Origin of the sequence: Mesorhizobium amorphae (assembly GCF_014843845.1) — a bacterium.
In the GTDB taxonomy this organism is placed as follows: domain Bacteria; phylum Pseudomonadota; class Alphaproteobacteria; order Rhizobiales; family Rhizobiaceae; genus Mesorhizobium; species Mesorhizobium amorphae_A.
In genome coordinates this window covers 1-19,089 of record NZ_JHQS01000032.1, presented here as the reverse complement: position 1 = coordinate 19,089, position 19,089 = coordinate 1, and the positions used below count along the sequence as shown (strand labels likewise).

Below are 19,089 nucleotides of genomic sequence, written 5' to 3'. Positions count from 1 at the left end.
TAGTCGGTATACATAGCGGCATGATCGACCTCGCCAGCCCTACCCGCAAACGCATCGTCGATGCCGCGACGAAGCTCTTCTATGCCGAAGGAATCGGCCGCGTCAGCGTCGATGCCATCGCCGAGAAGGCAGGGCTGACCAAGCGGACGCTGTACTATCATTTCAAGAGCAAGGACGACCTGATCGCCGCCTATCTCGATGCCCGCGACCAGCCCAATCTAAAGCAGATGGCCGGCTGGTTCGATGCCGCCGAAGGTGGTGCCGACCGCAAGGTCGAAGCGATCTTCACCAATCTGGCGCGTGTCGCCCGCCATCCCAAATGGAAAGGATGTGGGTTCCTGCGCACGGCCGCGGAGCTTGCCTCGACGCCCGGACATCCGGCAGTCAAGGCCGGATCGCGGCACAAGACAAATTTCGAGAAATGGCTCGCCGACGAACTGTCGGCCCACAACGTCACAGCGCCGCATATGCTGGCGCGCGAGATCGTGCTGCTCATGGACGGCGCCTTCTCGAGCATGCTGATCCACCACAACCCCGATTATATCAAGGCGGCCGGACATGCCGCGGCGACGCTCGTTCGGGCGCGATCTGGGAGCAGGAACTAGCTGTTAGAACCCGAATGCCAGCCAAGCGGTGCCGGCAACAAGCGTGATCAGCGTCAGCGGCAGGCCGACCTTGAAGAACGCCCCAAAGGACAGAGGCGTGCCGGCGCGCCGCGCCTGCTCTGCGACGATCAGATTGGCGACCGAGCCAAGCAGCGTGAAATTGCCGGCCAGCGTCGAGCTCATGGCCACGACCAGCCAGGCGCGCTCCGGATTTTCCAGGCCCGGTATGAACGGCCGCAGTGCCAGCACGGCCGGCACATTGCTCATGATGTTGGAGAGCACCGCGGTGAAGCCGGAGAGCCGCCAGACGTCGTCCAGGCCGAGGTCCTTTGCCGAGGCGATCATGTCTGATGTCAGCAGCGTCTTTTCGGCACCGGCAACGACGATGAACAGGCCGGCGAACATGAACAGCAGCGGCCCGTCGATCTCGCGGTAGATGCGGGCCGGCTTGATGGCGCGGGTGAGCAGCAGGATGGCGCCGCCGATCAGCGCCGCTTTGGCGACGGGCACGCCGGCGAAGAAGGCGATCGCCAGGCCGATGCAGACGACCGCCGCCTTCAGCACCTGCCCCGGCAGCATGCGGCCACGATAGACCTCGGGTGTTAGCTCGGCCGTGCGCGCGAATTCGGCCCGGTAGACCATGCGCACGATGACGATGACGACGACAAGGCCGAACAGCGCAACCGGCGCCAGTGCGGCCGAAAAGGCCGGGTAGGAAATGCCCGACAGCGCACCAATCACCATGTTCTGCGGATTGCCGGTGATGGTGGCGACGCTGCCGCAGTTGGAGGCCGTGGCGGTGGCGATCAAATAGGGGATCGGATTGCGGTTGATGACGCGGGTGACGTGGACAACGATCGGCGCCATCACCAGGCAGATCGCGTCATTGACCAGGAAGGCCGAGAGCACACCAGTCAGAAGCGTCAAGATCACCAGGAGCATGAACGGCGCGTGCGCGTGCTCGATGGCGAAGCCGCCGAGAGCGCGAAAGGCACCCGAGACCTTCAGATGCGCAACAACGATCATCATGCCGAGCAGCAGCGTGATGGTGTCGAAATTGATGGCGCGATAGGCGTCCTCCATGCTGAGCGCGCCGACGGCGATCATCGCCGCGCCGCCAAGCAGCGCGATTCCTGCCCGGTCGAGGCGCAGTCCGGGGATGCGGCCGACGGCGACGCCGGCATAGGTCAGGACAAGGATCAGAAGTGCGGCCGCGCCCGTCAATGTCATTGGCAGAAGTTCCGTCCAAGCTCGTCAGTCCCTGCCTCGACAGACTCGGCCCGGCAGACATTTCGCTTCAGCTTTAGCAAGCATCCGGCAAAGCGAAAGCGCCGGACGCGCTTTGCGCCCTTGAAACTTTCACGCGCCAGTGCCGGACCACGCGGGCTCGGCCGATCGGCAGATACAGGGCGCCTACGACGCTTTTCGAGCCCATTTTCATCACGCAAGGGGAAAATAGTGAGGGAACCTTCGCCAGCATCGCAGGCTCGAGCGGAATTGTCCGAGAGGAACCAACCGGGCAGCCGCGGCGTTTTCCACCACGTATTTGATCTTGATTTACTTTAGAGACTTGGGAGAGAAGACGTGGCGTCATCAGTCCTTATCGGCATTCTGATCACCTTCCTGGTGATCATCCTGGTGCTCTATCTCGTCCAGCGGCTGCCTCTCGATGGCCGCACCCGGCAGATCGCGCAGATCGTCGTCATCATCATCGGCATCATCTCGCTGCTGAAGTATCTTGCGGTTTTCTAGACACTCTTGCTCGCCGGAGGGATCCCAAGATGAGAGCTCACGCGATCGCATGCATTGCCGGTGCGATGATCGTTGCCGCGACGCCGGCGCATTCGCGGCCGGATACCCGCACGATGACCTGCGAACAGACGCAAGCCCTTGTCAAAAGTCATCGCTCGGCGGTGCTGACCACCGGGCAGAACACTTATGACCGGTATGTGCGCCAGTTCGGCAACGAATGCGACTGGCCGGAGGTGCCGACCGCCGCCGCCGTACCGACACGCGACGGCCAGTGCCGCCTCTATCGCTGCCAGGAGCCGGTTTTCGATTTCCCGAATTGATGCGAGCTCGCGCCCTCCCCGCATGTAGGCGTGGAACCGTTACGCCTCGTGCGAATTGATTCGGGCAGACATTCCGGCGCGATGTCGCAGCAGGCTTGAGGAGGGCGCCGGCAGGAGGAACAGCCATGTCCAGCGATATCAGGCGAAGCGGCAGCTGCCTGTGCGGCGGTGTCCAGTTCTCGGTGATCGGCGAACCGCTTCGGGTCGGGCTTTGCCATTGCAAGGATTGCCGCAAGACCAGCGGATCAGCCTATTCGGCTTTCGCTGTGTGGCCGCTCGCAGCGTTCGAGACGGCCGGGATCGTCAGCACCTACGGCGGCAGGAGCTTTTGTCCGACTTGCGGCGGGCGCGTCACCTCGGTCGGCGAGGACGAGGTCGAAGTGATGATCGGCAGCCTCGACGTGGCGCCGACCGAACTGCAGCCGGACTACGAACTCTGGATCACCCGGCGCGAGCACTGGTTGCAGCCCCTGCCCGAAGCCCCGCAGTTCGAGCATGACCGCTTCGACGAGGAGAGCGGCGTTGACGGCCCGACGGGCAGGCCCGACGCCGGCGAGCTGCTGTCAGGCGGCATCCGCCAGTTGCTCAAGTCGGCCTAGCGTGCAGCAGCGGCCCCTCTAACCGAGCACGGCAGGCCGGTGCCGCATTTTGCAACCGGCGGTCGCTTTGCCGAGGTGGCGATGGTCGGCTAAGAATCATCTTGCGGTGGACCTTTGGAACCCGCTTTGGCCGGCGCGGCTCAGGCAACACTTCCAGCATTGCCGCGTCGGCCTCGTAAAACCTAAGAATGCCTGAACCTATTCTTGACCGGCGATTCATACAACTTTTAGTATTATTTTGCGACTCAAGCGTTTTGGTTATCTGGTGAAGTACCAAGTTGTGGTTGCGCTACCAGATCATATATTCTTTTAATGAAAGAAAATTCTCCCGGGTTCATATCTCTGGATATGTCAACTATCCTACTCAAGTACGTGGTCGAGTTGGCGTGGAGAGTCTTGCTGGGCTTGTACAAAAGGCCACCTTTGTTTCTTTCGGATTTTGCTACATAGTGTTGCGAATCTTGAAACCGAACGGGGCGGTTTTCATGGAGTCGGCACCTGAACGTGGTCGCGGAGTTCATCGGCGATATCCACCGATCGATGGGTTCTGGACCTGGGACATCAAGCGTGACCGGGTCTACGGTGACGCCAATCTTTCCGACTATTTCGGGCTGACGCTTGAAGAATTTTCCCATGGCGCATCGCTCGAAAGATGCATGCAAAGCATCGAGGCCGAGGATCGCCTGAGGGTCCATACGGCGATCCGCAGGGCGGTTGAGCGGACATCGAGCTTCCGCGAGGTCTACATGGTGCGCTCGGAAAAGATGGGACTTCGCAAGATCCTGTCCGTTGGCCAGTGCTATGTCGACAATCTCGGGGAAGCGGCTCTGTATCCCGGCTGGTTCGTCGACCTCACGCGGGAAGCCGATAGCGAGGAGGCCTCGCTGCGCGAGATCCACAGCCTTATCGAGCAGGCCAAGGAAATTTCGCAATCGATCGGGCAGGATCTGCTCGGCTATCTTCTGGACAATGCCCAGGACGAAGTGCAGCAACGCCTTGGCGGCGGCGGATCAAGGAGGCGCAAATCGTCCTAGCGCAAACCTTGCTAGCTTCTGGGCGGGACCTTGCCGTGCCTGCTGACCTCGGCGGTCACCATGCGAGCGAAATGGGACTGGGGCGAGCGGCTCTCCAGCAGCCTGGCACGTTCCAGGGCCGTGTCGCCGTAAATTTCGACCAACACCGCGGCTGCTGTAGCGGCATCCGCCTTCAGCTTGCCGACATCGGCCTGCGCACTCTGAGTCGAGTTACCGCTTCTGGCGATCGCATCCAGCATGGCCTGCAACTTGTCGGGAGTGCTGCCCTCGTCTTCGTGCATGGTCGCGGTCCGATTGGTCGCGCAAAATATCGACATTTCCGAAAAATGTCCAACAGCTTCGCTGATCAGCCGCTGTTGCAACCGAGTACAGCTTCGCCGTTAGTTCCACTACAATCTTCATGCAAGCACAGTCAGCCAGAATTCATTTGCAGACTTTGGGGGCACCGATGGACCAGCCTAGCAAAATGGAAAACCTGCAGTTCGCGCAGGGAATATTGCGGGAATTGCGCCAGAAGGCCGAGGCCGATGGCGAGAAGCTGCTGACCTATCTGATCGACATGGCTTACCTTGAAACCAGCGACCGCATCCGCGCGCACTGGATCGGCAGCCACGAGACCGAAAGCCGCCGAGCCAAAGGCTGAGGCCGACGGCGTATCCGGGCGAGCAGTCCGGTGCGGACGCGGAGCGTTGCCGAACCCCTGAAACGCAAAAAGCCCGCCGTGCCTTTCAGCACGACGGGCGGGATCCTGGTGATATCGGTTGTCGGAATCTTATCGTCGACACAGAGCAAGCCCGCGCCTCTCGCAGAAGACGCGGGCCGACCGGGATGCCGGTCCCGATGAGGCAGCATACCGTTGCGCGCTGCCGGAAAAAGAACTCTTAGCGTCGTCTAATGTTCCGGCGCTGGCAGGGAAATTCGCCGCGCGCCGATCGGGCCTATGAAGCGGCCTTTTCACGAACCGGAAGCTTCCAGCCCGGTCTGACGAAATGGCAGGTATAGCCGTTGGGATACTTCTCCAGATAGTCCTGATGCTCTGGCTCGGCCTCCCAGAAGTCACCCACGGGTGCGACTTCGGTGGCGACCTTGCCCGGCCACAGCCCCGAGGCATCGACGTCGGCGATGGTGTCGTCGGCAATGCGCCGCTGTTCGTCACTGGTGTAGAAGATCGCCGAACGGTAGCTCATGCCGACATCATTGCCTTGGCGATTCCTGGTTGTCGGATCATGGATCTGGAAGAAGAATTCGAGCAGGGTCCGGAAGTCGATCCGGGCGGGATCGAAAATGATCTCGATCGCCTCGGCATGGCTGCCGTGGTTGCGGTAGGTGGCGTTGGGCACGTCGCCGCCGCTGTAGCCGACGCGGGTCGAGATCACGCCGGGATAGCGCCGTATCAGGTCCTGCATGCCCCAGAAGCAGCCGCCGGCAAGGACTGCGCGTTCGGTGGAAGTCGCCATACCATGTCTCCTTAGGATTTCCCCTAAGGTGGGCATTGTCGCTGCATTCGTCCAGTCGTGAATGCCATCGACGCGCGTGTCACTCCTCCCTGGCCGCCGCCTTGAACCTTCGCACGATGACCTCGAAGAGGATGTCGGAGATCCACATCGCCGAGACGCCGATGAGGAAGGCGGCGGCGAGCGTGGTGGTGTCGTCGGCCGGATCGGGGATCGGCAGGCCGGTGGCCTTGAAATACGATACGACCGGCAGCGTGAGATAGGCTGCCGCCAGCGCGCCGCAGATCGGCGAGGCGACCATCTCGCGCAGCTTGTAGCGATGGCGCGACAGCGCCCTGAGCACGCCGCCGGCAAGGCCGGCGGCCACCACCGGCCCCTTGATGCCGAGGAGATCGAACAGCTCGTGCATCACGGCCTCCAGCCACAGAGCTTTTGGCCCTTGCGATTGTGCGAAAGCAGCGCCCTCGCCTCCTGGTCGGACAACGCGTCGACAGCCTTGGCCGACAGGCGCAGCGGCAAAGAGACTGCGCAGAAGCCGCTCGAGGCGGTCGTGCAGCCGGCGACGACAAACGCGACAAGCACCGGCAGTGCGAGGATCAGTCCCTTGCCCATGATTTCAGCTCCTTTCGGACTGTGTCGGCGCCCAGCGCGCCGATATCGTTGTCGATCCGGCTGGCGATGTCGCGCGCCGCAGCCTCCTTGGCCGCCTGCCGGGCGCGCTCGGCACTGGCGCCGGCCAGCCGCTGGCGGAGACCCCAGCCAAGTGCGGCAACCACCGACGCCAGCAGAGCGGATATCGTCGGGTTGCCGAGGAAGAAGGAGAGCAATGCCGTCATGACAGCCACCACACGACGAGCGCGCCGGCGACGAGCAGCGCGCCGATAGCCCAGGGCAGCGCCTGGCGGATGAGCTCGGTGAAGATCTCGACCATTTTCGCGTCCCCTCACTTCGACCAGTGGAATTTTCGCGCCAGCACGTACCAGGCTTCGGTTGCGGCGCTGAGCGCCAGGCCGACGCCGGTCTCGAGTGCCATCTGGATGTCGGGATCACCGGACAGGGCGGCGGCATCGCCGGCGCCAAGCAGGCCACGGGCGACGAGGACGCCGGCGCCGTAGCGCAGCGCAATGCGGATGATGACGGCAATCATGCTGGCTTGCCTCCAAGGATGAGTTTGAAAATCGCCGAAACCAGGCGCCAGAACGCATTGCGCCCGCCAGGCGCGGTCGGGATAGCCTGAGCAGCAGCAGGCGCCGGCGAAGCGTCCGATGGCTGGGCCCGCGGGGCTGCCGGAGACGGATCTGGAGGCGGCGCGGCCGCCGAAAGCAACAGCGCCTGCGTGCGAACCGAGCCGATCCGCTCGCTCCAGCCCCTGCCGAAGGTCGGCCAGGTCGGCAGCCGCTTCAGGAAGGCCAGCCGGGCATCGCAGAGCGCGTCGATGACTGCGCCGGCGGGTCTCGCCTGCACGGCGCTCAGCGTCGCCGGGCCGATCCTGCCGTCCTGGGTGGCACCGACGATCGCCTGCAGGTATTTCGCCGCCCTGCCCGGCCCGCTGTTCACAGCAAAATCGAACACCGCGTAGTCGAGGCCGCCCGGAAGCTCGGCACCGGCAACGGCATCCCAGTAGAAGCGTCGATAGACGGTGCCGATCTGCTCGTCGCTGATCTTCCTGAGGTCGGCCCTGGTGGCATCCGCTTTCACATAGCGGCGGAAATTGGCAAGCGTGACGCCCTTCATGGTGGCACCACCCGGATCGGCCGGATTGTCCGACCAGCCGCCTTCGGATTTCAAGACGAGCGCAAGCGCCCGCGCAAAGTTGCGGTCCATAGAAAACCTCTTGAGGTTGCGGGGGAAGAAATGGTCGCGCAGTGGTGGCCGAAAATGGTTGGCAAACGCGCTGTTCGATAGGCGCCACGCCAAGCGGTGGATTTCCGGCCGGGGCCGCAGAAAAGAATTGGTGTTTTAGAGAAACCTTAATTACCCTTCCCTAAGCTTGACCACCGGCGAGTGGGGCTCGTCGCAGTGTCGGCTTGGGGATTGGCGCTTGGGAGACAGCGCCGGGTTTGGGCGAAATGAGTTTGTTATCTTCCGAAGCGGGCGAGTGCCAGGGCTGCGGCGGCACCGGCAGGATTTTCGAGTGTCCGCGATGGCGCGCCTCGAACGGCCATTGCTGTCCCGCAGGCACGCATCGCCACATATGCCCCGGTACGACTGTCCACTGCTCGGAATGCACGGGCACCGGCGACACAGCCCGCAGGCAGCCGCTTGAAGCGCGTCGCCTCAATCCCTTCAACTACGACGCGCGCTAGCGGACAAGTCGCCGGCAAGGCGAAACCTTACGCCGATATCTTCGCCGCCCTCAGGCTGGAACCTTCTTCTGCCATTTGCGCAGCCGCGTCCTGACATAGGACCGCAAGCCGAAGGGAAGCCGGGGCCGCCCCGCTTGTGGGGCGGGACGGCGCTGCATCTGTCGATGCACGAGCTCCATCAACCGGCAGAACCCGGATGCTTCCGCCTCTTCCAGGCGCGCGACAAGGCGCTCGGGCAGCGGCTGCGAGCGCCAGGCGAAATAGGCCTCGTAGGCGTCAGGCGTTTGGACCAGATGGCGCAGATATGCCGCCAGATCGGCCGCATCGCTGAAATCTGCCGCGTTGATGTAGGAATTCGGCGGCACGTATTCGTCGACATTCGGGGCACCCAGATAGACCGGCACCGTGCCGGCCTCGAAGGCATCGAAAATCTTTTCGGTGACGTAATCCGCCTCGCTCGAGTTCTCCAGCGCCAGGCAGAACCTGTAGCGCGAAACGGTCGCGATCTTCGTCGCCGGGCCGCGATCGGGGCCTTCGATCGTCCGGTTGCGGAAATGCCGTCCGTAGGAATCGAGCCCGATGTGGCGGGCAAGCTCGCTCACCAGGTCGACGCGGCCGCTATGGTTCAGCGGCGCCGATTGGAAAAGCACGAGCGGAGCCGCTTCGGTCTTGGCCGCGACCGGTTTTGCCCGAACCTCCTCCCACCAGCACGCGCGAGGAAGATAGGGCGTCCAGACGTCCGATCGGCGCTCATGCGTCATGGTGAAGTCGAAATGGCGCATGTAGTTCGGATCGGCGAAGCGCTTGTAGTTCTGCCGGCTCTCCATCGTCCAGCCGATCCAGTACTGGCCGGGATATTTCCAGGCATCGCCGATCTCGCGATAGTCCGGAATGTGGAAAACGACCGCCGCCGCCTCGGCAATGCGACGCTTGTCCAATGTCCAGCGTCCGGGAAGGTCGCACTGTATGGAGGCGATGTCGACGGGCTTGCCGAAGACCGTCGTGTAGAAAAGGATCAGCGGCTCTGTGGCGTCGGCCGGCATCTCAGAGTCCGCGGCCGAAATCGCCACGCCGGACGCGGGACAGCTGCCCAGCGGTCGGCAAGTCCACGCACTGCGCGATGGCATCACAGACCGCGGCGAGGCCGCGCGGCATGTCTGTCATCGGGAATGTCTGCCGGGGCTGCATGGCCGTCGGAGTTACCCGTTCATCCTTCCGGCATCAAGCACATTTCAGCGGGGAGAGTTCGGCCCCTGCAGCGCCCAGCTTGCTTAGGTCCAGTTGATCGGGGGTTGCTTTCGCGCCTGGTTTTTGGTTGTAAGCGGGACCACGGCTTGCGCCCCAGCGTCGCCCTTACTCAGACGGGAGAGAATATGGAGCTGCCGACGCTTCGGGAAATTTTCGACGCTCATGATGGCCTGGGCTCCGACAAGTGGACCACATATTTTGCCGCCTACGACAGTCATTTTGCTCGCTATCGGCAGCAGCCGATCACCCTGTTGGAGATAGGCGTACAGAACGGCGGCTCCCTGGAAATCTGGGGAAAGTATTTTAGGAGCGCCACGCGTATTCTAGGCTGTGACATTGACGAGAGATGCCGCGAACTCACATTTCAGGATGACCGGATAGCTGTCTATGTCGGAGATGCGAACTCTGCCGAGACCAGGGAGGCGATCCTTGCCGACACAGCGACTTTCGATATCATAGTGGACGACGGCTCGCATATCGTTAGCGATGTCATCGAATCATTCGCGCTGTATTTTCCCAGCATCAAGCCCGGCGGCGCTTATGTGGTGGAAGACCTTCATACTTCTTATTGGGAAGGCTTTGGCGGCAGTTCTGATCTCGAACTCAGTTCCATGGGGTTTTTCAAGCTCCTTGCCGATGTGGTGAACAAGGAGTTTTGGCGAAACGGTCGCACCGATTTCAACCTGCTGAAGAACTATGCCGAACGCTACAATGTGGCCTTGAGCGATATCGACATTGACATCGATGAGGTGGCCTTCGCCAATTCGATCTGCATTGTCCGCAAAGGCGTCGGGCGTGAAGAGAACAGACGCCACATCGCAGGCCGTATTTTCAAGGTGAACGACGGCGCTGCCGAATTGCCCTCAGGAAGCCTTGAATTGGTTGCGCACCTTGGTATCGGTGACAAAGTGAAAGTCGCAACGGAAAAACAGGAGCAATTCGTGAACGTCACGGCCTCGGCGCTGGATAACGTCGGCGAGATCGAGCGGTTGCGATCCGAGGTTTCTGATGGCCGGCTGGAGACAGAAAAGCTTCACGCATCACTGAAGTCATCCGAAGCCGAGCTAAAATCCGCCGGTGAGGCATTGAAGTCATCCGATGCCGAGCTAAAATCCGCCGGTGAGGCATTGAAGTCATCCGATGCCGAGCTGAAATCTGCCAGCGAGGCGCTGCAGAAAGCACAGGGCGAGATCGCCGCGTTAAGAAACAGTACATCCTGGAAGGTAACCGCGCCGATCCGACGGGCGCTGACGGCAATCCGTCGGCTGTCTATGTAGCCCATTCCGATCTTGTAGGGACGGCGATGCTTTGCAGGCTAAACGCACGCCACGAGGGCGGTGCGGGTAGAGGGTCGCGATCTGCGCATCCGTGATCTTCCTTAGATCGGCCCCGAGGGCCTTTGCGCAGCGACCAAAGTTGGCCAACGTGACATCTTTTATGGTGGCGTCGACGACCAATCCGGGTAACAAGGGGGGGCGTCCGTTCCGACTCTCGTGCATAGTATTTCGGAAGGGGCATTAAGCGGACGGTAATACGCCCAAAAAGTTGCGGCTGTCGCACGACAATCAATTGCAGTACGGAGGCCTGAAGTGATAAGGGCCCCCGCTGAATCAAACTGGGAGATCTGCCGTGCCGGCAAAAATTGCAGTCGTCTATCTGGCAAGACTTCACGAAGGGTTTCAATCTTTCGAGGCTTTTGCTGAGACGTACCGCAAGCATCCCGCCGGCCAGGAACATGACCTGTTCATTCTCTGCAAAGGCTTTGCGAAGCCCGGCGAATTTGCCGCCGTCAAAGCAATTTTCACCGGCATCCGGCATAAGATCATATCGGTGCCGGACGACATCGGGCTCGATATCCACGCCTACCACGAAGCTGCGCTGAAGATCGACAACGAGTACATTTGCTGCCTGAACACCTTTTCCCATCTGCGCACCGCAAACTGGCTTGCGAAACTGTGGGCAAATATGTCCAAGCCAGGGGTTGGCATGGTCGGCGCCACCGGTTCGTTAGAAAGTCTCTTCAGCAGCTACAAGGTCATCCAGTTTCTGGCATGGGCGTCGCCTCAGCCGACCACCAGATTCGACCGGGCATCAACCCGACAGTTTGCATGGCTGCTGAATAGCTGGGCTCCGCACACCGTGCGAGCGGCAAAGTCGAAGCGCCACCGTATCCGCCGAATGCTCGGCGACGTTCTGCGCAATCGGTCCACCCTGTCGCATCTTCAGCAGACGATGATGCAACAAGTCTGGGTTGACTGTCTTGGTGCCAATGGCAGCCTTCGCGAAATTCGGGATGTCCCTCACTTTCCGAACCCTCATATCCGCAGCAATGCTTTTATGGTGCGCCGGGCTGACTTCCTGTCAGTCGGGATGGAAGGCAGCGGCAAGCTCGCATGTTGCCGTTTTGAGAGCGGACTCAACGGCCTTTCGCTTTCAATTCTCAAGAAAGGACTCGATCTGCTGGTGGTTGGCGCAGATGGCATCGGCTATCGCATGGATCAATGGCCGACTTGCGGTGGGTTTCGCTCCGGTGACCAGTCAAACCTCTTGGTTTCCGACAACCAGACCCGCTCCTACGACCATATTTCGCAGGACGAGAAACACACCCATCAGATCATGACTTGGGGTGGCTATAGTCACGACCCTCGGCTTGATACCAAATTGCTCGGTGTTTCGTTCGAGCAGAAAGTCCCTCTCTCTGAGAGGGTCGAACACCTTATGGCGCCTGAGGAATCGAACCGAGAACGCCTCATCTCGATAGCAATTCCTACGCACAATCGTCTTGATCTCGTCCTTGACGCGATCAAGACCGTCACGCATCAGAACTACGACAATTGGGAAATCTGTGTCTTCGACAATGCCTCGAAGAGTCCCATTTCCCCCGCAATCGCCGCACTTGGCGATCCGCGCATTCACGTCAAGCGGTCTGAAAAATTCCTTCCCGTGACAGAAAGCTGGAACGGCGCGATCGATATGACCAAGGGCGAATTCGTCACCATGATCGGCGATGACGACGGCATCGTGCCTGGCTTCTTTCAGCGCATCAACTATCTGGCCGAACGCTTCGACAGCCCCGATCTGGTCTTTTCAAATCTGTACCAGTTTATGCATCCAGGGGTCGTTCCGACCAACAGGGAAGGCTATGTCGCTGACCTGCAAATGGCCGACTTCCTTCAGGACCGTGACTATCCCTTCGTTCTGGATGCCAAGGAGGTACGGCGCTCCGTTGACAACTCGCTAGGAATGCGGCGGTCGTTCATGTTCAACATGCCCGCCTTTTGCTGCAGCCGCGATCTACTAGAGCGGATGAGGGTCAATGGCAGGGTCATGCATTCGCCTTTCCCCGACTATTATTTCGCCAACCTTGCCTTGGCTTTGGCAAACAAAGTGGTTGCCGAACCGAGACACCTAGCCTTCCAGGGCGTCTCGAAAGTGTCCTTCGGTTTCACGATGATCAATGCCAAGATAGATGATGGCTTCAAGGTGCTCAACCATGATGTCGCCAATGACCCGATCTACAGCGACGTCGCCAAACATCTTCTGCCAGGTTCGCGCTATCATTCCGAATACATCGTGACGATGGCATATCTCGCTCACGTTCTTGCCGACAAATCTCGCCAACCGGATTTTAAGCACTACCGCCGTGTCCAGATATGGCAGTACTTGAAGTCCCACGTATCGCTTTTCCGATGGCTGCGGTCGGAGAAGGGCCGTGAGATGTGGAATAAGCTGGCCGCTGATGAAAAGCTTTGGATGCTGAAAGCCAACCTAGTCCACAACATGTCCTTGCGGTTCCCGCGTCTTTTGGGGCCAGCAGCACGACGTCTCGATCGGGAGTCAAGTGCGTATCTCTACGAGACCAAGCAAGTTATTTACCGGCTTGGCGAGCACGTCACCCTTTTCGATGTCTATAAGGAACTGGAAAGCGGACCGTTCTCAGCGACGATCGAGTCCAAAAGACCCCGGCGCAAAACTGCGAAGGTTTCCGGAAGAAAATCCAAGACAGCACCGACTGACTTCCCGCCAGCTGGCGACCAACATCGTTTGCACGAGCAAACGAATGGGAGCGCGGAGCGCCCTCGTCAGCTATGATGATATCCGAGGGCGAATGGATCTCCCCGGGGATTGGAAGGATGATTGCTGGGGCGGCCCTCATGCGCGAGCGCGTGAGAATCTGTTGAGGTTATGACGATCAGTACATTTTTCCCAATGAGCGGCGCTCTATTCTCGAGCGTTGAGCGAGGGACTATGAGACTGGAAGCCGTTACGGATCAGAATTTTTGCGAAGACGACTATCTGATCGCTAATCCGGATGTCAGAGCGGCGGTAGAAAAGGGTGTTTTCGCCAGCGGCCGGCAACATTTTCAGTCACACGGCTATCGCGAGAAGCGGTACCAGCGCGCGCCGCTCATCTTTTTCGTGCACGTTCCAAAGACCGCCGGATCGACGGTTAACTCCTATCTGATGAAACTGCTTCCAGACGGATCAATCCATTCTGAAGGGTGGTTCTACGATGATGCCAATATGCATCGGCTGGACGCTTTGTCGTGGGTCTCAGGTCACATTCCCTACTCAGTGGCCAGCACTCGCATCCGGCAGTTCACCAACCGCCGTGTTGAGTATTTTGCCTGTGTTCGAGATCCGACTGATCGGGTGCGGTCGCACTATAACTGGGTAATAGAGATATTCCATCGCAGCGGCTACGACAGCAACCTCGAAGTGGTGAAAGGCATGTCGGAGCAAATCCGGAATTCCGGCTACGGCATACCAGCTATTCAGGCCAATTTGCTCAAATACAGATGGCATTTCCTCGACATTCAGGCTATTTACCTAGCCAAGGACAGGGAGCCCGTGGCGGGCGGCTCGTTCGGCTCGTTCAAATTTGTTGCCACGCCTGACCGGCTCACGGACCTCCTATACACAATGACAGGCAAGAAAGTATCCGTGGCGAGGCGGGAAAATAAAAGCTCCAAGCATTTTGACCCACAGCTGTTTCGTGAGCCGGAAATGGAGTCCTTCCTTCGCCGACACAATGCCCTCGATGAACAACTGTTTGAGTTCGTCCGATCCGGCAACCTGTGCAACCAGAACGAGACGAGGATCTTGTCGCAGCGAATGTCGCGCCCGTGGAAAGAGCGCGCTCGCGGTCTAGCGCTTCGAGCCAAGCGATACCTCGGTGTATAGGCGATGTTACGAAAGGCGGCTCCGGGCGCTACAGCAGTGTCACGCTCAACTGTCCGTCCCCCGCTACGACATTGCTATCAGAGCCGGTCGACGTGGCGCTGAGCGAAAAGGCCAGCGTGCCGGAGACGGTGACCGTGAATATACCGGAGACACTGTGGGCGACATTGGCTGAAATCGCCTGGGCTCCGCGGGAGAGAAGACCAAACACACCTGTACAGGTTCCGCTTTTGGTCAGCTGTGTGACCAGTTCGCCAGCGGTCGCGCCTTTGGTAGCCATGACCATGCCCTGCACCAGATAGCGCTCACCCTTATAGGCAGCGCGCGAGGGCGATGACGCGAGGGTGGTGAGCGTACCGGCAACCGTCACCGCGCCAACGTTCTGCACCGCAGCTATAGGCTGGTTCCCGGCTGAATATACGTTCGCGCCCCATGTGCCGCCGCTGGAAGTGTCTTCGAATACCGCGACAGTGGCGTTCGGGTAGGTGGCATTCGGCCGAAGGTTGCGAACCTCGCAACCGGACGATGTGCCCATCAGGACGACGGTCTTTGAGGGGCGTTCATGGTTGATGTTGGAGATTGCGCCTCGGTTACAGTTCTCCATGATGACGCCATTGAATTCACCATCGACCAGCGCATCGTTAGCCTGGCTTTGGTTGATGGCGATGATGTCGGTGACCGAGCCGGCGTCGCAATTGGTCATGCGAACAGCGTGTGTGCTGGTGTGCGTGATGGGGCTCTTGTAGATGCACATCTTGTTGACGAAGGACTGCGGCCCATTCACGAGCTCAACGCCCATCGTGAAGATCGATGCGTGGCCGCCCTCGACCTTCGTCCAAACCCGCGTGGTGGTATAGACGGCTGAGAGGCCAATATCGGCGGCAACAAAGACAGGGGAATTGCAAATCAGCCCCTCAACCTCGCCGCGCGAGCGAACGCCGTAGTTGCTGTGCGAGACATATGGCGACTGGAGTATGATGTTGCCGGGAACCGCCGACAACGTCGGGGTATCCGAGCCGATGATGTCGATGCCTGCCGTCATGTTCTTGAAGACGGCGACACCGGACAGTGCATTGTTCTTTCGGCCGACGACATTGGGGCGAATGATCTCAGCGGCGAAGACATCGGTTATCTTGATGCCCTGCGACCAGCCGGCCAAGTTGATGTCTTCACCACGGCACCAGACATCCTCCAAAATGCAGCGCCCCACGGCTCTGTTGGTGATGCTGTCCGTCTTGCTGTACGTGACGTCGAGCGCTGCGCCAGGCTCCTGCTGAGTGGTCAGAAGCATAACCCCCCGGATCATCGTGGGGTCGTTGTAGTCGGCCTGGTTAATCCTGAGACCTGCATTCGCCGTGGTGAAGCGGAGCGCTGACAGGCCGGGCACGCCCTCAATGCTCACCGGAGTGTTCGTCACGACGTTGGCAAGCCCGGCGACATCATACGTCCGGCCGTCGAGTCTAATCGGGGCGCCGCTCGGTAAGGCGAGGTTGAGGGCTGCCAAAGCATTGCCCGAGACGAAGCCGAAATCCTCAAGGCACACCGGACCGTTTTTGAGTTTTGCGATGGCGGGGCGCGCGAAGGCCCCAGTGTACGGCTGGGTGACTTGGATCGCATCCTTGAGATTACCCCAAGTGGCCTTCTTCAGGCCAAAACTGGCTTCGCTATCGGCATAGCCAAATTCGTCTGCATCAACTGGAACAGGTTTGCTGCTCGCACCATGAATCTGGTCTGCTGTCGGCTGACTGGTGACTATCTCAATCGGATCATCGCCAATCTGAGGATCTAGTGTGTTGAAGCGGAAGACATTGCCGGCGTTCACTACGCCTTCCTGCACTGTGACAGTCGTCCCCTTCTGCATGGTGCGCGCGGTCCGCGCATCGGCCGCCCGATACCACTGCCCTTCTGAAGCCGTGCGAATACCGTTCTCCGAACCGTCGGTCTGGTCCTTGACCAGCACGCGATCCCCAACCTCCGTCACGACGCCGTCGATCGTCAGCAGGCCGCCGGTATCGACATCGATATTCCCCGTGGTGGCGAGGCGTACAGGTTCGCGCTCGCCCGTGAGAAGACGGACGGCGGCAGTTGCAGGTCGGGCCATAAGGCTTGCTCCATGAAAAAAAACCCGCGACAGCGAGGTTTGGATTCTTCGATCCAGCGCGTGCTGGCAGAATGAGTGTGGAACGACCGCTCAGGCCGCTTGGCCTAGCGCGCCGCAGCAGCCGCGCCCACCGCGTCGCCCAGCGTGTCGTCAGAAAGGTAGTAAGCGAGCGTGATGGCATCGGCGCCGATCACCGGATCAAATGTTTCGAAGACATAGACGAAATGGGCCGAGACCGTTCCCTGCTGCACGTACACCGTCGTGCCCTTCTGCATGGTGCGGGCGTTGTGGGCGTCGGCGGCGCGAGGCCAATGGCCTTCGCTCGCCGTATAGATGCCGTTCTGCGTGGCATTCGTCTGATCCTTGACCAGAACCCGGTCGCCGACTTGCGCCGGAACACCGTCGATGATCTGCAGGCCGTAAAGGGCGATGTTGGCGATGGTCGCCAGGCGCACGGGCTCTCGTTCGCCGGTCAACAGGCGAACGGCGGCAGTTGCGGGTTGGGCCATCAGGATTGCTCCATGAAAAAAGCCCCGCGAAAGCGAGGCTTGGGGGTGGCAATTATCCCGAATGCGGCAAACGGAGACACGGACGGTTATCGCCTAGCAAGCGCATTTGTCGTGTTGCTGCGCCAGGCAGCTTCGGCCGCTTGTCTTGCCACCGGGTTGCCCATCTTGCCGATCAGGTCGAGCCCGCTCTGCCTGATCGCCTGGAACGTGCTGGTGTCAGCTGGGTCGCTCTGCGCGATGGCAACAAGCGAAGCGTCCTGCACCTTGGTCCATTCGGCCAGCTCATAGTCGTCGCGGCGCGCCTGCTGCCTCGCAGCCATGCGTGCCGAGCCGACCGCCCGCATCGCTTCCTTCTGCCTGGCGAAAGCGGCGCGCTGGCTCTCGGGCATGTTCGGCAAGGCATCGTCGAACAGCGTGTCGAACAGGCCGGGCTTGACCACCCGGCCGGTGAGCGGATCGACCTGGCCGTACATGGTGTCGTGCAGGCCGGCGCCGTCGGCCGGCGCGTTCGCCGCCACCTCGTCTTCCGCCTGCGCGATCCGGCCACTGAACCGGCGGCGCGCCAGCTCGGCGTCGAACGCCTCCTGCCGCTCCTTCATCTGCCGGTAGTGCTCGGCGACAGCGGAAAGCTCGTCGCCAAAGCCCTGCATCGCCCTGCCGATCGGCGACCCCTCGGGATAGGAGACGACATTGCCGGTATCGAGCCGGCGCCGGGCCACATGGAGAGGAATGGTCGCCATCAGTAGAGGCCTCCGGTGGAAAAGCCGCCCGGTGCCGGCGGAAAGGCGCCCTTGCCAAACTTCACCGCCTTGGCCGGGTCGTAGAGGGCCGACATGAGATTGCCGCCGACCTTGAAGATCGAGGCGGTCGCCGCCTGCCTGCCGGTAAAGCGCGAGATGGCCGCCTGCGTGGCCAGATTGTTCCGGCGCAGCTGCGAGCCGTACTGGAGCGCCTTGAGGTCGAGCTGGCCCTGCCTGGCATTGGCGGCCAGCACCTCGGTCGGCGAGCCGGATATGCCGACGCCCGATGCGCCGGCCTGGGCGCGCGCCTGCGCCTGCAGCAGGTCCTGCCTGCGGCGTTCCTGGCTTTGCTCGAAGGCAGCGCTTTGCGCGTCGGCCTGCGCCTGCTGCTCATAGGCTTTGGCCTGATAGTCGGCCATCTGCTTCTGCTGCTGGCCCTCGGCCAGCGCGCCGCCGACGGAAAGAACGGTGCCGAGAAGAGCAAGTGTGCACATGGTCAGCCTCGCGCGCCGGCAATGGGGATGAACTTGCTTCTGACGCCCTCGACCGGCGCGCCAAGCGCCGGGCGCGGGTCGAGCGCGCCGCCGGGGCTGAGGAAGGACAGAAGCATCCTGTCGGCCTGGATCGCCGGGCGGCTGAGGCGGGCGGGTGCGGCGGCGCGCGCGCCGGCCATGGCGGCGCGGCGGGTTGTCGTCAGGTTGATCTTGAGGTCGGGCACGCCGGCGGCATCGAACAGGCCGTTGGCGGTGGCGATGGCGCGGGCGAGCGCATCGGCCTCGAACAGTTCCTGGCGCAGCAGTTCGACCAGGCAGGCAACATCGCGCCAGCGCGCGGCAAGCGCTTCGGCCCTGGCGCCGATCTCCTCGCCGAGCGCCGCGATATCGGCGCGGGCCTCGCTTTCGGCGGCGGCGGCGGGGCGTTTGCCGGCCGCCTCGATGGTCTTTTCGATGAGCGCGATTGTCGCGTTGCAGGCGTCGAGCGCGGCGCGCGCCTCGCTGAGGACGCCATCGCCGAAGATGGCGCGGTCCTCGGCCTGCTGCAGGTCGCGCCTGCGGGCGAGCGCGTCGTTGAGGTCGGTGTCGAGCAAGGCGATGACGGAAGCAAAATCGGCAGCCGTCCGCGCCTTGCCGAGGGCATCGGCATGGGGGGATGTCATGGGGTGTGTCCTTCTTTCGGAGAACGAGAATGATTTGCGCAGAGGAGCGCGGCGCCGAAGCTGCCAATCTCCCCCCTCGTGGGG

At 61.1% G+C, this 19,089-nt stretch carries 23 protein-coding genes; 9 read left to right on the top strand and 14 right to left on the bottom strand.

The window, feature by feature from the left end:
* The first annotated feature begins 20 nt into the window (after positions 1-20).
* Positions 21-605 (top strand): TetR/AcrR family transcriptional regulator, encoded by a 585-nt coding sequence (locus DH08_RS15250; RefSeq protein WP_192180082.1) that lies wholly within the window; start codon positions 21-23, stop codon positions 603-605.
* A 3-nt stretch (positions 606-608) separates the two neighbouring features.
* Here DH08_RS15250 and DH08_RS15245 read toward each other — a convergent pair whose 3' ends face one another.
* Positions 609-1,835: an anion transporter gene (locus tag DH08_RS15245; RefSeq protein ID WP_192180081.1), complete on the bottom strand. Its 1,227-nt coding sequence runs from the start codon at positions 1,833-1,835 to the stop codon at positions 609-611.
* Between the two features lie 354 nt (positions 1,836-2,189).
* On the opposite strand from DH08_RS15245, the gene DH08_RS15240 reads away from it, so the two are divergent.
* From DH08_RS15240 to DH08_RS15225, 4 genes are all read left to right on the top strand, one after another.
* Positions 2,190-2,357, top strand: coding sequence for a Thivi_2564 family membrane protein (locus DH08_RS15240; protein ID WP_023694668.1), 168 nt, complete (start codon positions 2,190-2,192; stop codon positions 2,355-2,357).
* A gap of 29 nt (positions 2,358-2,386) precedes the next feature.
* Positions 2,387-2,677, top strand: coding sequence for a hypothetical protein (locus tag DH08_RS15235; RefSeq protein WP_192180080.1), 291 nt, complete (start codon positions 2,387-2,389; stop codon positions 2,675-2,677).
* 125 nt (positions 2,678-2,802) lie between these two features.
* On the top strand, positions 2,803-3,276 hold the full coding sequence (locus DH08_RS15230; protein WP_192180079.1) for a GFA family protein: 474 nt from the start codon (positions 2,803-2,805) through the stop codon (positions 3,274-3,276).
* A 284-nt stretch (positions 3,277-3,560) separates the two neighbouring features.
* A complete protein-coding gene (locus tag DH08_RS15225; RefSeq protein ID WP_192180078.1) occupies positions 3,561-4,310 on the top strand; it encodes a hypothetical protein in 750 nt (249 codons plus the stop codon).
* 11 nt (positions 4,311-4,321) lie between these two features.
* On the opposite strand, the gene DH08_RS15220 is transcribed toward DH08_RS15225, so the two are convergent.
* Positions 4,322-4,591, bottom strand: coding sequence for a hypothetical protein (locus DH08_RS15220; RefSeq protein ID WP_192180077.1), 270 nt, complete (start codon positions 4,589-4,591; stop codon positions 4,322-4,324).
* 167 nt (positions 4,592-4,758) lie between these two features.
* Here DH08_RS15220 and DH08_RS15215 point away from each other — a divergent pair, with 167 nt between their 5' ends.
* Complete coding sequence (locus tag DH08_RS15215) at positions 4,759-4,953, top strand: hypothetical protein (RefSeq protein ID WP_100084745.1); 195 nt, start codon at positions 4,759-4,761, stop codon at positions 4,951-4,953.
* Positions 4,954-5,248: 295 nt separating this feature from the next.
* Here DH08_RS15215 and msrA read toward each other — a convergent pair whose 3' ends face one another.
* The 7 genes from msrA to DH08_RS15180 form a co-directional block, all read right to left on the bottom strand.
* The gene (msrA, locus tag DH08_RS15210; RefSeq protein ID WP_192180076.1) at positions 5,249-5,767 is read right to left on the bottom strand and encodes a peptide-methionine (S)-S-oxide reductase MsrA; all 519 of its coding nucleotides are present in this window, start codon (positions 5,765-5,767) and stop codon (positions 5,249-5,251) included.
* A 79-nt stretch (positions 5,768-5,846) separates the two neighbouring features.
* Positions 5,847-6,173: a hypothetical protein gene (locus DH08_RS15205; protein WP_192180075.1), complete on the bottom strand. Its 327-nt coding sequence runs from the start codon at positions 6,171-6,173 to the stop codon at positions 5,847-5,849.
* Complete coding sequence (locus DH08_RS15200; RefSeq protein WP_192180074.1) at positions 6,173-6,376, bottom strand: hypothetical protein; 204 nt, start codon at positions 6,374-6,376, stop codon at positions 6,173-6,175. Before DH08_RS15200 ends, DH08_RS15205 begins: the two co-directional genes overlap by 1 nt.
* Complete coding sequence (locus DH08_RS15195; protein ID WP_192180073.1) at positions 6,361-6,600, bottom strand: ABC transporter permease; 240 nt, start codon at positions 6,598-6,600, stop codon at positions 6,361-6,363. Before DH08_RS15195 ends, DH08_RS15200 begins: the two co-directional genes overlap by 16 nt.
* Before the next feature lie 107 nt (positions 6,601-6,707).
* Positions 6,708-6,911: a hypothetical protein gene (locus DH08_RS15190; RefSeq protein ID WP_192180072.1), complete on the bottom strand. Its 204-nt coding sequence runs from the start codon at positions 6,909-6,911 to the stop codon at positions 6,708-6,710.
* Positions 6,908-7,588 carry a glycoside hydrolase family 108 protein gene (locus DH08_RS15185; RefSeq protein ID WP_192180071.1) on the bottom strand — a complete coding sequence of 227 codons (681 nt, stop codon included), beginning with the start codon at positions 7,586-7,588 and terminating at the stop codon, positions 6,908-6,910. Before DH08_RS15185 ends, DH08_RS15190 begins: the two co-directional genes overlap by 4 nt.
* A gap of 532 nt (positions 7,589-8,120) precedes the next feature.
* Positions 8,121-9,113 (bottom strand): glycosyltransferase family 10 domain-containing protein, encoded by a 993-nt coding sequence (locus DH08_RS15180; RefSeq protein WP_192180070.1) that lies wholly within the window; start codon positions 9,111-9,113, stop codon positions 8,121-8,123.
* Between the two features lie 330 nt (positions 9,114-9,443).
* Here DH08_RS15180 and DH08_RS15175 point away from each other — a divergent pair, with 330 nt between their 5' ends.
* From DH08_RS15175 to DH08_RS15165, 3 genes are all read left to right on the top strand, one after another.
* The gene (locus DH08_RS15175) at positions 9,444-10,595 is read left to right on the top strand and encodes a class I SAM-dependent methyltransferase (protein WP_192180069.1); all 1,152 of its coding nucleotides are present in this window, start codon (positions 9,444-9,446) and stop codon (positions 10,593-10,595) included.
* 352 nt (positions 10,596-10,947) lie between these two features.
* On the top strand, positions 10,948-13,410 hold the full coding sequence (locus tag DH08_RS37130) for a glycosyltransferase (protein ID WP_192180068.1): 2,463 nt from the start codon (positions 10,948-10,950) through the stop codon (positions 13,408-13,410).
* Positions 13,411-13,566: 156 nt separating this feature from the next.
* Positions 13,567-14,502, top strand: a complete 936-nt coding sequence (locus DH08_RS15165; protein WP_192180067.1) for a sulfotransferase family 2 domain-containing protein — start codon at positions 13,567-13,569, stop codon at positions 14,500-14,502.
* Between the two features lie 28 nt (positions 14,503-14,530).
* Here DH08_RS15165 and DH08_RS15160 read toward each other — a convergent pair whose 3' ends face one another.
* The 5 genes from DH08_RS15160 to DH08_RS15140 form a co-directional block, all read right to left on the bottom strand.
* Positions 14,531-16,600, bottom strand: coding sequence for a hypothetical protein (locus DH08_RS15160; protein WP_192180066.1), 2,070 nt, complete (start codon positions 16,598-16,600; stop codon positions 14,531-14,533).
* Between the two features lie 104 nt (positions 16,601-16,704).
* A complete protein-coding gene (locus tag DH08_RS15155) occupies positions 16,705-17,109 on the bottom strand; it encodes a hypothetical protein (protein WP_192180065.1) in 405 nt (134 codons plus the stop codon).
* 86 nt (positions 17,110-17,195) lie between these two features.
* The gene (locus DH08_RS15150) at positions 17,196-17,849 is read right to left on the bottom strand and encodes a hypothetical protein (RefSeq protein WP_192180064.1); all 654 of its coding nucleotides are present in this window, start codon (positions 17,847-17,849) and stop codon (positions 17,196-17,198) included.
* On the bottom strand, positions 17,849-18,343 hold the full coding sequence (locus DH08_RS15145) for a hypothetical protein (protein ID WP_192180063.1): 495 nt from the start codon (positions 18,341-18,343) through the stop codon (positions 17,849-17,851). The genes DH08_RS15150 and DH08_RS15145 overlap by 1 nt, the downstream gene beginning before the upstream one ends.
* A 2-nt stretch (positions 18,344-18,345) precedes the next feature.
* The gene (locus DH08_RS15140) at positions 18,346-19,005 is read right to left on the bottom strand and encodes a hypothetical protein (protein ID WP_192180062.1); all 660 of its coding nucleotides are present in this window, start codon (positions 19,003-19,005) and stop codon (positions 18,346-18,348) included.
* Between the last annotated feature and the right edge of the window lie 84 nt (positions 19,006-19,089).